17 protein-coding genes are annotated in these 14,569 nt (G+C 45.2%); all 17 read left to right on the top strand.

Features of this window, described 5'->3' with window-relative positions:
• Positions 1–10 precede the first annotated feature (10 nt).
• The 17 genes from nuoE (at position 11) to BJR36_RS02365 (ending at position 14,442) form a co-directional block, all read left to right on the top strand.
• A complete protein-coding gene (gene nuoE, locus BJR36_RS02445) occupies positions 11–625 on the top strand; it encodes an NADH-quinone oxidoreductase subunit NuoE (protein WP_330387789.1) in 615 nt (204 codons plus the stop codon).
• 11 nt (positions 626–636) lie between these two features.
• A complete protein-coding gene (locus tag BJR36_RS02440) occupies positions 637–1,032 on the top strand; it encodes a (2Fe-2S) ferredoxin domain-containing protein (RefSeq protein WP_091229566.1) in 396 nt (131 codons plus the stop codon).
• A gap of 13 nt (positions 1,033–1,045) precedes the next feature.
• Entirely contained in the window at positions 1,046–2,839 is a 1,794-nt protein-coding gene (locus tag BJR36_RS02435; protein ID WP_091229563.1) for an NADH-quinone oxidoreductase subunit NuoF, read from the top strand.
• Between the two features lie 16 nt (positions 2,840–2,855).
• Positions 2,856–4,598, top strand: coding sequence for an NADH-dependent [FeFe] hydrogenase, group A6 (locus BJR36_RS02430; RefSeq protein WP_091229560.1), 1,743 nt, complete (start codon positions 2,856–2,858; stop codon positions 4,596–4,598).
• A gap of 333 nt (positions 4,599–4,931) precedes the next feature.
• Positions 4,932–5,261, top strand: coding sequence for a rubredoxin-like domain-containing protein (locus BJR36_RS02425; protein WP_091229557.1), 330 nt, complete (start codon positions 4,932–4,934; stop codon positions 5,259–5,261).
• A 249-nt stretch (positions 5,262–5,510) separates the two neighbouring features.
• The gene (eno, locus tag BJR36_RS02420; protein WP_091229555.1) at positions 5,511–6,824 is read left to right on the top strand and encodes a phosphopyruvate hydratase; all 1,314 of its coding nucleotides are present in this window, start codon (positions 5,511–5,513) and stop codon (positions 6,822–6,824) included.
• 47 nt (positions 6,825–6,871) lie between these two features.
• Complete coding sequence (locus BJR36_RS02415) at positions 6,872–7,093, top strand: sulfurtransferase TusA family protein (protein ID WP_091229552.1); 222 nt, start codon at positions 6,872–6,874, stop codon at positions 7,091–7,093.
• Between the two features lie 20 nt (positions 7,094–7,113).
• Positions 7,114–7,533: a DsrE/DsrF/DrsH-like family protein gene (locus tag BJR36_RS02410; protein WP_091229930.1), complete on the top strand. Its 420-nt coding sequence runs from the start codon at positions 7,114–7,116 to the stop codon at positions 7,531–7,533.
• Between the two features lie 9 nt (positions 7,534–7,542).
• Entirely contained in the window at positions 7,543–8,718 is a 1,176-nt protein-coding gene (locus BJR36_RS02405) for a cysteine desulfurase family protein (protein ID WP_091229550.1), read from the top strand.
• Positions 8,719–8,720: 2 nt separating this feature from the next.
• A complete protein-coding gene (locus BJR36_RS02400; protein ID WP_091229547.1) occupies positions 8,721–9,359 on the top strand; it encodes an iron-sulfur cluster assembly scaffold protein in 639 nt (212 codons plus the stop codon).
• A 207-nt stretch (positions 9,360–9,566) separates the two neighbouring features.
• A complete protein-coding gene (locus tag BJR36_RS02395) occupies positions 9,567–10,466 on the top strand; it encodes a DUF2156 domain-containing protein (RefSeq protein ID WP_091229545.1) in 900 nt (299 codons plus the stop codon).
• A gap of 466 nt (positions 10,467–10,932) precedes the next feature.
• Complete coding sequence (locus BJR36_RS02390; RefSeq protein ID WP_091229542.1) at positions 10,933–11,289, top strand: hypothetical protein; 357 nt, start codon at positions 10,933–10,935, stop codon at positions 11,287–11,289.
• A gap of 127 nt (positions 11,290–11,416) precedes the next feature.
• On the top strand, positions 11,417–12,346 hold the full coding sequence (locus tag BJR36_RS02385) for an MYG1 family protein (protein ID WP_091229539.1): 930 nt from the start codon (positions 11,417–11,419) through the stop codon (positions 12,344–12,346).
• A 265-nt stretch (positions 12,347–12,611) separates the two neighbouring features.
• Positions 12,612–13,058: a hypothetical protein gene (locus BJR36_RS02380; protein WP_091229535.1), complete on the top strand. Its 447-nt coding sequence runs from the start codon at positions 12,612–12,614 to the stop codon at positions 13,056–13,058.
• A 58-nt stretch (positions 13,059–13,116) separates the two neighbouring features.
• Positions 13,117–13,767: a hypothetical protein gene (locus tag BJR36_RS02375; protein WP_091229532.1), complete on the top strand. Its 651-nt coding sequence runs from the start codon at positions 13,117–13,119 to the stop codon at positions 13,765–13,767.
• An 89-nt stretch (positions 13,768–13,856) separates the two neighbouring features.
• Complete coding sequence (locus BJR36_RS02370) at positions 13,857–14,036, top strand: hypothetical protein (protein WP_091229529.1); 180 nt, start codon at positions 13,857–13,859, stop codon at positions 14,034–14,036.
• 70 nt (positions 14,037–14,106) lie between these two features.
• On the top strand, positions 14,107–14,442 hold the full coding sequence (locus BJR36_RS02365) for a carboxymuconolactone decarboxylase family protein (RefSeq protein WP_091229527.1): 336 nt from the start codon (positions 14,107–14,109) through the stop codon (positions 14,440–14,442).
• Positions 14,443–14,569: the final 127 nt, after the last annotated feature.

The raw sequence follows: 14,569 nt of genomic DNA, 5'->3' as shown, positions 1-14,569 counted from the left end.
ATATGTCAATATGCTAAAAAAGAAAATGGTTAATACCGGAAAATTCACTGCCAAATATGCCGAAAATAATAAAATTGTAGAAAACTCCTATGATTATTGTGAAATATGTATTAAAATAAATATAATAATGTGCAAAGGAGGTTCACATATGGCATGTAATTGTAATCCAAACCCAGAATTCAATGAACTTGAAAACTTTATTAACGGACTGGAAGATAAGAAAGGGGCATTAATCGGCGTTCTGCACAAAGCACAGCATATTTTTGGTTATCTGTCTGATGATGTGATTTATTTCATATCAGATAAACTAGGTGTCCCGACCTCAAAAATTTATGGAGTGATCACCTTTTATTCCTATTTCACGGTGAAGCCAAGAGGTAAATATGTCATTAATGTATGTATGGGAACAGCATGTTTTGTAAGGGGGGCTGAAGCGGTTCTCAGAGAGTTTGAGAAGCAGCTGAACCTTAAGGCTGGAGATACATCAGAAGACATGAAATTTACACTGTCCGAATTGCGGTGCGTTGGCGCCTGCAGCCTTGCACCTGTTGTCGTTGTAAATGACAAGGTCTACGGAAAAGTTGAAAAAGATCAGGTTAAGAAAATCATTGAAGAATGCAAGTAGGAGGTATTTGTATGGCTAGGATAAAATCCCTGGAAGAGCTTCAGAATATCAGACAGGCAGCGAAGGATAAGTTCGAATTAAGAGAGATTGCAGACAAGGAAGACAGGATAATCGTACGGGTGGGGATGGCAACATGCGGTATTGCCAGCGGTGCCAGAGAAACCTTAAATGCCATAATTGATGAGCTTGCCAAACAGGACATGCACAATGTTTCAGTGACGCAGACCGGATGCATCGGATACTGCGCCGAAGAACCGGTAGTTGAAGTGATTTACCACGACCAGCCTTCCGTATTATATGGCCATGTCGATGCAGCAAGAGGACGTGAAATAGTAAAAGAGCATCTGCAGAACGGACGTCTTCTGCAGAACGCCATAATAACCAGAGCCTTTGAACAGATTGATTAAGGGAGGTGGAACTATGAGTAATTTAAGAATGCATCTGCTGGTCTGCGGAGGAACGGGATGTACCTCGTCCGACAGTCTGAAGCTGGTTGACCGGTTGAATGAAAGTTTGGAGAAGCACGGCATTTCAAATGAAGTCGAAGTAGTCATTACAGGCTGTTTCGGATTCTGCGAAAAGGGGCCTATTATAAAAGTGTATCCGGATAATGTATTTTATGTTCTGGTTAAACCGGAGGATGCCGAAGAAATTGTTGCAGAACATGTCATCAAAGGACGACGCGTTGAGCGTCTGCTGTATGAAGAACCGAATTTGAATGTGAAGCTTGAAGAACAGAAGGATCTTCCTTTCTACAAAAGGCAGATTCGTATTGCGCTTAGAAACTGCGGTACCATTAATCCGGAAGATATCAATGAATCCCTTGCAGTTGGAGGCTACCAGGCTCTTGCAGCATGTATCTCTGAAAAGACAAGGGATGAGGTGATCGACACCATCGTCAAATCAGGTCTGAGAGGCAGAGGTGGCGCCGGATTCCCTACCGGTATGAAATGGAAACTTGCGAAACAAAGCGTTTCCGATGTGAAATATATCATATGTAATGCTGATGAAGGAGATCCCGGAGCATTTATGGACAGATCCATCCTGGAAGGAGATCCCCATTCGGTTCTTGAAGCCATGGCTATTGCAGGATATGCAATCGGCGCAAGTCAGGGATATATTTATGTGAGGGCGGAATATCCTCTGGCAATTAGGAGGCTCAATATCGCAATCGAGCAGGCAAGGGAGTCGGGCCTTCTGGGCAAGGACATACTGGGCCAGGGCTTTGACTTTGATATTGACCTGACCTTTGGTTCGGGGGCGTTTGTATGTGGCGAAGAGACCGCGCTGATCCATTCCATCGAAGGCGACAGGGGAGAGCCGACAACCAAACCTCCATTCCCTTCAGAGAGCGGCCTGTGGGGAAAGCCTACCTGTATCAATAATGTTGAGACGCTTGCGAATATCCCTGTTATTATTTCAAAGGGAGCAGACTGGTTCAGCAAGATCGGCAGCGAAAAATCAAAAGGAACGAAAGTGTTTGCTTTAGCGGGAAAGATAAAGAATGTCGGACTCGTTGAAGTTCCTATAGGCATGACGCTCAGGGATATCATTTACGAAATCGGCGGAGGAATCAAGGATGACAGGAAGTTTAAGGCTGTGCAGACTGGCGGACCATCCGGCGGATGCATTACTGAGGAAAACCTGGATATTCCAATCGATTATGAAACGCTCAACAGCATAGGCTCCATGATGGGCTCCGGCGGTATGATCGTAATGGACGAAGACAACTGCATGGTCGATATTGCAAAATTCTATCTTGGCTTCAGCGTGGATGAGTCCTGTGGAAAGTGCAGTCCATGCCGTATCGGAACAAAAAGGCTTTATGAAATCCTGGACAAGATTACAAAGGGACAGGGAACAGAGGAAGATCTTTATGAGCTGAAGGAGCTTGGAGAGATTATTAAGGATACAGCTCTTTGCGGATTGGGACAGACGGCCCCGAATCCTGTATTGAGCACACTGAATTATTTTTATGATGAATATCTGGCTCATGTAAGGGATAAAAAATGTCCTGCAGGCGTGTGCAAATCACTCCTGACCTACCGGGTAATCGAGGATAAATGTATCGGCTGTACAGCCTGCGCAAGGGCCTGTCCTGTCAGCTGCATCTCGGGTGCGCCAAAGAAGGTTCATGAAATCGATCAGACTAAATGTATAAAATGCGGTTCATGTTATGATGCATGTAAATTCAGCGCCATCGAAATGCGTTAGGAAAAGGGGTGACATTATGGCTATGGTGAATGTAACGATTAATGATAATCAGATTGCTGTTGAGGAAGGCTCTACGATTCTGGAGGCGGCAAAAGCTTTAAATATCAGGATTCCGACACTTTGTCATCTTGATCTGCATAATCTGAAAATGGTAAATGAAGTGGCTTCCTGCCGTATCTGTGTAGTTGAAGTGGCTGGAAGAAGAAATCTTGCCCCGGCCTGCGCAACTCCTGTATTTGAAGGGATGCAGGTCACGACGAATACGTTGCGGTGCATAAAGGCAAGAAGAAGAGTCCTCGAACTTCTGCTTTCAAACCATCCGAAAGACTGCCTGATCTGTGAGAAGAATCAGGACTGCGAACTTCAGAGCCTGGCAGCAGAACTGAATGTACGCGAAATTAAGAACCAGGGAGAAATGTCAAAACATCCAAGAGATACATCAAGCAAATCCATTGTCAGAAATATGGACAAGTGTATCCTCTGCAGAAGATGTGAAACCATGTGCAACAAAGTCCAGACCGTTAATGTACTGTCAGCAATACACAGAGGCTTTAATACAGTCATGGCCCCATCCATGAATCTTCCGATGCATGAGACGACCTGTACGTTCTGCGGCCAGTGTGTTGCAGTCTGCCCGACTGCCGCATTGACAGAGGTCAATAATGTTCCGAAGGTCTGGGATGCTCTTTATAACGAAAAGAAATTCGTCATGGTACAGACTGCTCCGGCAGTGAGGGTAGCCCTTGGCGAAGAGTTCGGAGCCGAACCGGGAACCCTTGTTACCGGAAAAATGGCTGCAGCTTTAAGACGATTGGGCTTCAATGCAGTTTTTGATACCGATTTTGCGGCGGATCTGACAATCATGGAGGAGGCAGCTGAATTTGCCCACAGGCTGCAGCACGGCGGAAAACTGCCGATACTGACAAGCTGCTGCCCGGCATGGGTCAAGTTCTTTGAACATCAGTTTTCAGATATGCTGGACATACCTTCAACCTGTAAATCGCCTCATGAAATGTTCGGCGTCATAGCGAAGACCTATTATGCTGAAAAGATGGGGCTGGATCCTGAGAATATTTACGTAGTATCCGTAATGCCATGCCTTGCTAAAAAATATGAGGCTGCAAGGCCTGAACTTACCCAGGATGAAGCACCTGACGTCGATACTGTAATCACTACCAGGGAACTTGCACAGATGCTGAAGGAAGCCAATATCGATCTGATGACTCTTGAGGATGAGGAATTTGACAATCCGCTGGGAGAATCGTCAGGTGCAGGCGTCATTTTCGGTGCAACGGGCGGCGTAATCGAGGCGGCTTTAAGGACTGCTTACGAATGGCTTACAAATGAAACCCTTGAAAAGGTTGATTTCTATGACCTCCGCGGATTTGAGGGGATAAAGGAAGCCACAGTAAATATCAATGGAGCAGATATCAAGATTGCCGTCGCACACGGACTCGGTAATGCAAGAAGATTATTGGAGGATATCCGTGATGGAAAAGCCGACTACCACGCAATCGAGATCATGGCATGTCCTGGCGGCTGTATAGGCGGCGGCGGCCAGCCATATCACCATGGAGATATGGAGATTCTCAGGAAACGTATGGAAGGAATATATACTGAGGATAAAAACAAGGTGATCAGAAAATCCCACGAGAATCCTTATATCAAAAAGCTGTATGAGGAATACCTCGGAGAGCCTTACGGTGAGAAAGCGCACAAACTTCTCCATACGCATTATGTGAAACGTAGAAAGATGTAGTAATAACTGTTGCAAATAGAAACAGGGACACGGGATCGGGTCAGCCAATCGCTGACCTGATCCTTTTTCAATGCATGTTATATTGACATTTTTGTGTATACAAACTATAATCAAAGAAAATATCTGAAAAATGACAAGGGCGTCGGTTTATTTACCGATGCCTTTTTTTGATTTACAGGAAATTCTTTGAATTTCCTGTAAATCAAAAATGCTCCGCGAGGAGGCGCATGACGCGCAAGAAGTATATGTCGCAGAAGCGACTGCGCGTCAGCGCGAGAGTTTCGCAAGCGAAACTCTTTGTTCACGATATAGTAAAAGAGAGGGGAAAAAATTATGTTATGGAAATGTTCTGTCTGCGGTTACATCTATGAGGGGGATGCAGCGCCTGAAAAATGCCCGAAATGTGCTGTTCCGGAGCACAAGTTCTCAAATCTGTCCGAAGAAGCCGCAAATAAAATTACTGATTCAACCCGTACAAATGACATTCATATGGAACTTATAAAACTTGCTGCAAGAATGAAAAGATTGGCAGAAGAGGGTATGGAGATCAATCTCGATTCTACCTGCTATGTGACTTTTAAGAAGGCACAGGAGGAAGCAGGCATCATAAAGCAGAGAAGCAAATCTGAAATTGCAGATCATGCAGGCAAAGGGAAATGGTAACGAGAGGGAACGGCAGAAATATTTGTTTTCAGAAATGGCGTTTTCAGAAATTACAAGGCAAATGATTAAATTGCGTTTCAATAATCAAAAAGATATGATATAATGAGCGAAAGAATCAGAAATTGGGGTTTGGTTAATGCGGTCAAGCATAAAACAGTATCCTCCAACATAAAAGATTACGCAGAAACCGGCCCTTCAGGGTCGGTTTTTGCGTTTTGAATCCCGGTGCAGGGATAGAAAGGATCTGCTATGAAGAGAAATTCGAAGATTAAAGAGGTGCATGGAAGGGAAATATTAGATTCCAGAGGGAATCCGACAGTCGAGGCTGAGGTGGTTCTGGAGGATGGAAGCATGGGAAGAGCGGCAGTTCCTTCAGGGGCTTCCACGGGAGCGTTCGAGGCGATTGAGCTGAGGGACAATGACGATAAGAGATATCTGGGAGCAGGTGTTTTGCTGGCGGTGGATAATATAAACGAAAAGCTTGCACCGACCGTTATTGGATTGGATGCGCTTAGCCAGATCAACATTGACAAGGTCATGATTCGTGCAGATGGAACCCGCAACAAGGGTGAATTAGGGGCAAATGCAATCCTCGGCGTATCCCTGGCGACAGCGAAAGCTGCGGCAGCATCCCTTGGAATCCCGCTATACCGCTATCTCGGCGGTGTCAATGCAAAGACGCTTCCGGTACCGATGATGAACATCATCAACGGTGGAAAGCATGCAGATTCCAGCCTTAACATTCAGGAGTTCATGATTATGCCTGTCGGAGCCCGTTCCTTTTCCCAGGCGCTCGAATGGGGAGTGACCGTATTCCATACCTTGAAGAAGCTTTTGAAGGAGGACGGGTATGTCACATCGGTAGGGGATGAAGGCGGATTTGCGCCCGATTTCGAGGCCGATGAGCAGGCACTGGAATATATCGTCAAAGCCATCGAAACTGCAGGGTTCAAGGCAGGTCGTGATTTTTACGTTGCCATTGATGCGGCTGCAACCGAGATGTATGAGGAAGCGGCAAAATCTGGCCGGAAGGGTGAGTATCTGTTCTGGAAATCAGGAGAGTTTAAGACGGTGGATCAGATGATTGATTACTGGGAAATACTCTGTGACAAATACCCGATCATATCCCTGGAGGACGGCCTTGGAGAGCAGGATTGGGACGGATGGGCAAAGCTCACGAAACGCCTCGGAGACAGAATCCAATTGGTGGGCGACGATTTGTTTGTAACAAATACGGAAAGGATACAGAGAGGGATCGGCAGCCATATCTCCAATTCGGTGCTGATTAAACTGAATCAGATCGGAACCCTGACGGAGACCATGGAGGCCATTGAGATGACGAAGAATAACAAGTGGACTGCCATTGTGTCCCATCGTTCTGGAGAAACGGAAGACGTGACGTTAGCGGATATCGCGGTGGCTGTGAATGCAGGACAGATCAAGACAGGTGCCCCATCCAGAAGCGACCGCGTTTCAAAATACAACCAGCTACTCAGAATTGAAGAGGAACTGGGCAATGAGGCCGAATATTTAGGTAAAAAAGCGTTTGCGCATCTGCGGTAGCGTCGGGGCAGCAGGTGAACCGGAACAGTATGATGGGAGGTTAATGTATGGCTGAGATAAAACTGGACGTCAGAGGAGAAACATGCCCGATACCGCTTGTGGAAATGCGAAAGGCCTTAAGAAAGGCTGCAGAGGGCGATTTTATTGAAATCATCGGGACCCATCCCGCATCAAAGCTGGAAATCCCCATGGCTGCTGATGCCTTATCTGTGAAGATCATCAGCAATGAACAGATTGGAAATGAGTGGAAAATAAAGCTGCAGAAATAGGAAGGGACGGTGGAACGGATATGAGTGAGAAAGCGACGATCATTGTTCACAGCGGAGACCTGGACAAGATATACAGTGCATTAATTGTGGCTAACGGAGCCCTGGCTATGGGTATGGAGGTTTCCATGTACTTCACCTTTTTCGGCCTGCTGCGCCTGAAAAAAGGAGGACTGAATAAAGGTGCACTATCGAAGATGAATATGCTCGGCATCGGGAAGCGCATGATCAGGAGAAGGATGAAGAAGGCGAATGTCGCTTCTCTGGAAAGGCTGTTCGCAGATTTCAAAGAACTCGGAGGAAAAGTCATTGCCTGCGAGATGACCATGGAAATCATGGGCGTGAAGCGAAGCGGCCTGAATACGGATCTGATCGACTCCTATGGAGCGGTAGGCACCTATATCAAAGAAGCCAGGAATTCAACAATAACGTTGTTCATATGAGGTGAAGAGATGGCAGGAAAAGTGATTTACCTAGATAACTCTGCAACAACCAGACTGGATGAAAAGGTACTTGAAGCGATGCGGCCGTGCTATCTTGATGATTATGCAGTCGCCACTTCGGAATTCGGCTATTCACAGGGCCTTGAAGCACGTGAAATACTGTCAGAGGCCCGGGACAGGATTGCGGGTTCTTTGGGGGCAGAAGCGGATGAACTGATTTTCACTTCAGGCAATACGGAATCGAGCAATCTGGCCATTAAAGGAGTTGCCAGGGCATTAGGCGCAAAAAAGGGACGGCATATTATTGTTTCTAAAATTGAGGATTTTCCGGTCCTGCATAGTGCGAAAGCTTTAGAGAAGGAAGGCTTTGAGGTTGATTATCTCGATGTCGACGAGATGGGGTTCGTGAATGTTGCACAGCTGGAAGCGTTGATCAGGGATGATACCATCCTTGTTTCCGTGCAGCATGCCAACCAGGAAATCGGCACAGTCCAGGACATTGCCGCAATAGGTACCCTGTGCAGGCAAAAGAACGTCCTCTTTCACACGGATGCGACCCATACTTTCAAAAGAATCCCTTTGGATGTAAGGAAGATAGATGTGGATCTGATCACCATATCCGCCCATACCATCCATGGGCCGAAAGGAATCGGGGGACTTTTTGTGCGGAAGGGAACGCCGATCGTCAAGATCATGGACGGCGGTTTTCAGGAATTCGATCTGCGGGCAGGAATCGAAAACATTCCCGGGGCAGTCGGTTTTGCAAAAGCGGTCGAACTGATCAACGACGATGAAAATCAGCTTTTGAAGGAAATGCGGGATAGGATCATCAGTCTCGTATTTGAAAAGATACCGATCGTTACTTTGAACGGGGACAGGGACAAGCGGATACCCCAGAATGCGAATATCACCTTCCACCATGTAGAAGGCGAATCCATTACCCTGCATCTGGACATGTACGGAATTGCCGTAAGCACCGGTTCCGCATGCTTCAGCAGGTCACTCGAGGCAAGCCATGTGATGATGGCAATCGGGGGAGACCATGAAAGGGCACATGGGTCCATCAGGTTCACATTCAGCCGCCTGAATACCATGGAGGAAATCGGGATCGTAGTTGATAAATTGGCTAAAATCGTAGAGGACCTGAGAAGAATCAGTCCTCTGGGGAAAACAGGAGGCGAGTAGAAATGCCATTTCCATATAATGATATCGTATTAGAGCATTTTCGTAATCCACGTAATGTCGGCAGTCTGGAACATCCGGACGGGAAAGCGACTGAAGGAAGCCCGGCCTGCGGAGACATGGTCACTGTTTATCTTCAGGTAGAGCCCGATACAAAAAAAATAACGGATATCAAGTTTGAATCCTACGGGTGCGCTTCCAACATCGCAACCGGATCCATCATCACTGAGCTGGCAAAGGGAAAAACAATTGAGGAAGCAAAGAAGATCACCTGGAAGGAGGCATCCGAGGCATTGGGAGGCCTGCCTGCAATAAAAGCCCACTGCTCGGTTCTGGCAGTGGAGGGCTTGAGAAGCGCCATACAGAATTACGAAGAAAAGCAGGGCCTGGCTGTCAGCAAGGATCCCACAACAGAGGCAGTCGTGAGAAGAAGGCTGAAAAGAGTAATGAATCCTATGAAGGGCCTTGATATGGTGGCTACGAATCTGGTCAAAGAAATTGAGATCAAAGACGGCGTAATCAGGGTTGTGGTAGACCTGCCGGAAAACCACCAGTTTGCTGCTTCCATAAAAGAAGAGGCAAAAGAAAGACTGGAAAATCTGTGGGATGTGAAAGAGGTAATGATTGAATTTGAGGAAATATAAAAAGTAGAAGAAGCGATGGCAGTATATCCTGAAAACACCGGATATGATGCCATTGCTTCTTATGATGGCCTTAATGTGACAAAGTCACAGACAATTACGGACAGGGTGATAGAATTAATAATTAAGTAATAATTAAGGAATATGTCTTTCAAAGTTACATTCGATGAACACAATTTATAAAGACAGGCAAAACAGGAAGGTGCGAAAATGGAAAAATTTAAAAAGATAACAATTGAAGATAAAGAAATACTGGGAAAATATCTGGGTATGCGCAGTCACAGGGCATGCGATTACAGCGTGGGAAATCTGGTTTTATGGTCGGAGGTTTATGATACCAGGTACACGATCGCGGAGGACATGCTGATCATAATGTTCAGGGTGGATGAAAAGGTTAATTTTTCGTTTCCCATGGGGAAGGGCGACTTGAAAAAGGCATTTGAATGGCTGTTTGCATATTGTGAAGAGCAGGGAATACCATTTGAAATGAATATCATTGAGCCGGATATGTTTGATGAAATTGAAAATATATATCCCGGTGAATTCGAAATCCGCTATAACAGGGATCATGCAGACTATGTCTATCATATGGAAGATTTGAAAAATATCACAGGCAAGAAATATCATGGCAAGAAGAACCATATCAACAAATTCTTAAAGACAAATGAGGACTGGACCTACGAGCCCATAACTGATTCCAACACGGAAGAATGCATCGAAATGGTCAAAGAATGGTGTGTCCAGAATGGGTGCTGCGAAGATAAATCGAAAGCAGCTGAAATCTGCGTGCTTATCAAAGGACTGCAGCTTAGAGAAGAATTGGGAATGTCAGGTGGTATCATAAGAATAAATGGAAGGATTATTGCGCTGACAATGGGTGAAAGGTCGGGCGATGATATGTTTATTGTTCATTTTGAAAAGGCCTTTGCGGAGATACAGGGAGCATATCCGATGATCAACCAGCAGTTTGTTTTACATGAACTCTCAGAATACAGGTATATAAACAGGGAGGAAGACATGGGAATCGAAGGGCTGAGAAAAGCAAAAGAATCTTATTATCCGGCATTTATGGCCGAAAAGGGGATTTTAGTCAGGAAAGAACAGGCGTAGCCTGGAAGAGGCAGTACTGGTTAGTCAGGAAATGGTCTGATACAGATATAGAATGAGAGATTAGGGGCATTGCTAACGCGGTAGTTAGTGGTGCTCTTTTTTTTATCTCATAGGAAAGTTCGTCCTATGAGATAAAAAACGCTCCGCGTGGAAGCGCACTCGCGCGATGAGAATTGTGTCGCAAAAGCGACCGCGCTCGGCGCGAGAGTCTGCCAAGGCAGACTCTTTGTCCTGTCATGGGAAAGTTCGTCCTATGAGATAAAAAACGCTCCGCACATAATGTCCAAAGGACAAGGGAGAGAATGATTATAATGTGATAATGAGTAAAAAGTGAGAAATAAAAAAACTTTTACACAAAATGTTAATAAACAGTGGCATTATTTCGTAATATGTTGCATAATAATATTATAATGATTACTCAATTGTAACAATAATGTAACAAAATCCAAAAACAGGAGGGGTTAAAATGTTATTGATTGACTATTCGGAAAAAGACAATGTTCTGTTTTACAAGTGTGAGAAATGTGGGAATATTAATTTGCGCACAGCGGATAATATGCCACAAATCAAACAATCTGATGGCGACAGCTGTATGCTTCATGAAGGAGAGCTATTATCCTGTTATGCATGCGATAATATTCATTCCTCCGAGATACCTTTGCGCAGGGAATCGGAAAAACAGCCTGGCTATTGCCTGAAATTCAAAAGCATGCAGAATCATATCATGGTAAAGAGATGGACCTCCATGTGTATGATTATTGGAGGAAGACAGGTCAGGAAAGTACATGCTGACTATAGATATAAATTCTGGGGAGAAGTATAATCAACAGATGAATGCCGGCCAAAGCAGACCCTTTGCTCTTGCAAAATATGGTTTTTACTATATAATGGTATCTTGTATGCTTTGATATGAAGCAATGATATCGATAGAGGGTTAAGGAGAAATAACAATGAATACTGCAAAGATAAGTGTAGAGCAGATAGAGAACATGGATAGCGTATTTACGCATGGAGGCATTTTCCATTCGGATGATGTGTTTTCAGCTGCTCTTTTGAAACATATAAATCCAAATCTTGAAATCATAAGGGGATTTAAGGTTCCTGAGAATTTTCAGGGTCTGGTATTCGATATTGGCGGCGGTGCTTATGATCACCACCAGGTGGATAATGAAATAAGAGAAAACGGAGTTCCATTTGCTTCATTCGGCAAGCTGTGGAGAGACCTGGGTCCGGAAATAGTAGGTGAATCGGAATCAGAGAAGTTCGACCACAGCATAGTCCAGCCGCTTGATCATACGGACAATACCGGGGAGCGAAATCCGCTATCCAGCGTGATCAGCAGCTTCAATCCGACCTGGGACGATGCGGCTGATGCAGATGAAAAATTCCATGCAGCCCTGAACTTCGCATCAGCGTTCATACAGAATAAAATAGAATCCTGCAAAAGCAAGGAGCGCGCAAAAGCAATTGTTGAAGAAGCGCTGCTTTTCATGGATGAAAAGGGAATCGTTGTTCTGCCAAAATATGCACCATGGTCAGAAACCCTGATTCCTTCAGATGCCCGGCTTGTTATTTACCCTTCCCAGAGAGGGGGCTTTAATCTTCAGGTGATTTCCAGGAGCTTCAAGGAGCGCGAAGCGAAAGTCAGATTGCCTGAAAGATGGGCGGGGCAGAAAGAAGATATTCTGAGAGCCGAAATACCTGAATTGAGCTTCTGTCATGCCGGCGGATTTTTGGCAGCGTTCGATACGCTGGAAGGGGCAAAAAGAGGGGCGGAAATGGCAATTTCAGAAGCTGAAAAATCATCAGCAGAGAATACAGAATCGCATCATCTTTTGAAGTTTCTGTTTATGAAGCTGGCAAGCAGGAAAAGGTCTTGAACCAGCCTGCACCGGTGAAGAAAAATGTCCCGGGGACATCATAGAACAATTGATTAGACGGATCGGGGAAAAAGACTTCCCCGGTCCGTTTTTTGCCTGTTCAGCAATAATCTCTTGATATATGGCACCCATAGAGATATGATATAGAAAAGAATATTGAATGAGCAACCGGTATGATTGATCATGGATTATATGCCCACCGCTTAAAAGAGCGTTGATAGCAGCTAAAATCCGGCAGGTAAAACTTAGAGGGAGGCAGAATCATATGGGTTATGTTATTAAACTTGGCAAATACGCAATTGAAAAGGGATTTTCTGAGTCAGAGCTTCGGGATCAGGATTTCGGAACCGGGGAGCCTGGCGAGTGCTGGAAGCTTGAGGGCAAGGATGCAAAACGGGCATTGGACTACATCAAAGCGGAATTTAATCTTGTGGCCGAATACGATGAAGATTCGGATGCGCTTCAGCTCTATGACGCACCTGATGAAAGGTGGTTTGGCGAAAAAATCGGTCTGATCAAGGCGGAAATCAAGAGTTTTGAGAAGGAAGGCGGCAGCAGCTGCAAGGCATTTGAGGCAATTCAGGAAATCATGCTTCCCCGCTACGATATATTCGTATTGTATGAAGAGTGCCTGGACGACGTGGATACGTTCTTTGCAACGAAAGCTGAGAATGAGGCCCTCTACTACATCCTTGATGTTGCGGAATTCTAGACAAAGACTGTCCGGAAGACAGATAATAAACATAGCATAAGGAGCATAGAAGACATCCATGAGCAAACTTAAATATTTATTGATCATAGAATTTGCAGTCATAGCACTACTGGTCGGGAAATCCCTGTTCCGGTCTGAGGAATACCATGGATATGTTCCGGATCCAGTACAGGTTGATCTTGCCGTGCCTGGAACCATAACCGTTGCAGGAGGGGACGGGGATGTCGGAGTATCGCTGATGGCTGAATACACCATTGAGGGAGTGGTCAAAAGCAAGGAAGCATATTCTGACTACACCTCCACAATTTCCAAATACGACGTGGCCATGGCCTGGGGCGAGCTGAACCAGGAAGAGGCAGACGAAGAAATCCACTATTCCCAGAGCGGGCGGTGGTATTACTACCGGTATTCGGAAGATTGCCCGGTCACTATGGATTATATAGCCAGCCATTCGGCTAATGTGCATCTGATCCATAAGGATAAAGAGATTCTCAAAAAAATCAAACGAATCAGGAAAGAGGATTATGTAAGATTTGAGGGGTATCTCGTGAAGGTAAATTACGAGAACGGCCCATGGGAATCCAGCCTGTCGAGGACGGATACGGGAGATGGAGCATGCGAGGTTTTGTATGTGACTTCTGTTGAGATAATTGATGAAAAGGATTACCCGCTGCTGCAGTCAAAAACAGCAGGCAGGAATATGGAATAATAAATTGCACAAAAAACCTCACAGGCAGGGGGTTCTGAATATTTACAGAAAAGCAACAGTAAAAACTTGAACGAAAGGGGAAGCTTATTTTGGCAATCGATATCGACCTGCTCAGGAGGGATCTTGAGAACTACTTCGGCACCGAGGCTTTTGCAGGGTTTCCGATGGCACTGACGGAACTGGAGCGGATTCAGAAATGCTCTGATGAGGAGCTGATCAGGACAGCTCAAAAGAACGGGTTCAATCCTGAAAAATATGAAAATAATTAAAGATAGAAAAGAAAAAGCCTTATGCAAAACCTGCTACCATTCAAATTAGCGATCTCAAGGGGGAAGAAAGATGGATGAATATATTGAAAATATCGATATTATTAACAAGAACCTTGAATACCTGACAGAAAACCATAAGGAAATTTACGACGCCTATAAGAATTTCGGAAAGCTGGTTCATGAACAGGGAGGGCCTTTGGATGAGAAGACACGCTGGCTCATTAAAGTCGCCCTGTCAACGGAAGCACAGTATCCATACGCACTGAGGACTCATATACTGAAAGCGCTGAAAGCAGGATGCACAAAGGAAGAGATCGAGCATGCGATTCTTCTTGTTGCGCCCACGTCCGGTTTTCCAAAGACCATGGAAGGCCTGCTTATCCTAAGGGATGTAGTGAAGGAATAAGGGGAACAGCCTGATTATCAATCCGTGACCGGGAAGGACGAAGGACTGAACAGCAATGAAAATGGAGTCGGATGAAAGAAACTGATTTAGGATAGAAAAACACCGCAAATGCAATCATCCATTTGCG

Source organism: Anaerobium acetethylicum (assembly GCF_900096945.1).
GTDB lineage: Bacteria > Bacillota > Clostridia > Lachnospirales > Lachnospiraceae > Anaerobium > Anaerobium acetethylicum.
This window is presented reverse-complemented; position numbering and strand designations above follow the sequence as displayed.

Bases quoted from the DNA above. Each gene is read 5' to 3' on its own strand.
- BJR36_RS02425 (WP_091229557.1), top strand. From the start codon at position 4,932: ATGTTATGGAAATGTTCTGTCTGCGGTTACATCTATGAGGGGGATGCA.
- BJR36_RS02440 (WP_091229566.1), top strand. From the start codon at position 637: ATGGCTAGGATAAAATCCCTGGAAGAGCTTCAGAATATCAGACAGGCA.
- BJR36_RS02415 (WP_091229552.1), top strand. From the start codon at position 6,872: ATGGCTGAGATAAAACTGGACGTCAGAGGAGAAACATGCCCGATACCG.
- BJR36_RS02380 (WP_091229535.1), top strand. From the start codon at position 12,612: ATGGGTTATGTTATTAAACTTGGCAAATACGCAATTGAAAAGGGATTT.
- BJR36_RS02395 (WP_091229545.1), top strand. From the start codon at position 9,567: ATGGAAAAATTTAAAAAGATAACAATTGAAGATAAAGAAATACTGGGA.
- BJR36_RS02390 (WP_091229542.1), top strand. From the start codon at position 10,933: ATGTTATTGATTGACTATTCGGAAAAAGACAATGTTCTGTTTTACAAG.
- nuoE (WP_330387789.1), top strand. From the start codon at position 11: ATGCTAAAAAAGAAAATGGTTAATACCGGAAAATTCACTGCCAAATAT.
- BJR36_RS02400 (WP_091229547.1), top strand. From the start codon at position 8,721: ATGCCATTTCCATATAATGATATCGTATTAGAGCATTTTCGTAATCCA.
- BJR36_RS02410 (WP_091229930.1), top strand. From the start codon at position 7,114: ATGAGTGAGAAAGCGACGATCATTGTTCACAGCGGAGACCTGGACAAG.
- BJR36_RS02385 (WP_091229539.1), top strand. From the start codon at position 11,417: ATGAATACTGCAAAGATAAGTGTAGAGCAGATAGAGAACATGGATAGC.
- BJR36_RS02365 (WP_091229527.1), top strand. From the start codon at position 14,107: ATGGATGAATATATTGAAAATATCGATATTATTAACAAGAACCTTGAA.
- eno (WP_091229555.1), top strand. From the start codon at position 5,511: ATGAAGAGAAATTCGAAGATTAAAGAGGTGCATGGAAGGGAAATATTA.
- BJR36_RS02435 (WP_091229563.1), top strand. From the start codon at position 1,046: ATGAGTAATTTAAGAATGCATCTGCTGGTCTGCGGAGGAACGGGATGT.
- BJR36_RS02405 (WP_091229550.1), top strand. From the start codon at position 7,543: ATGGCAGGAAAAGTGATTTACCTAGATAACTCTGCAACAACCAGACTG.
- BJR36_RS02430 (WP_091229560.1), top strand. From the start codon at position 2,856: ATGGCTATGGTGAATGTAACGATTAATGATAATCAGATTGCTGTTGAG.
- BJR36_RS02375 (WP_091229532.1), top strand. From the start codon at position 13,117: ATGAGCAAACTTAAATATTTATTGATCATAGAATTTGCAGTCATAGCA.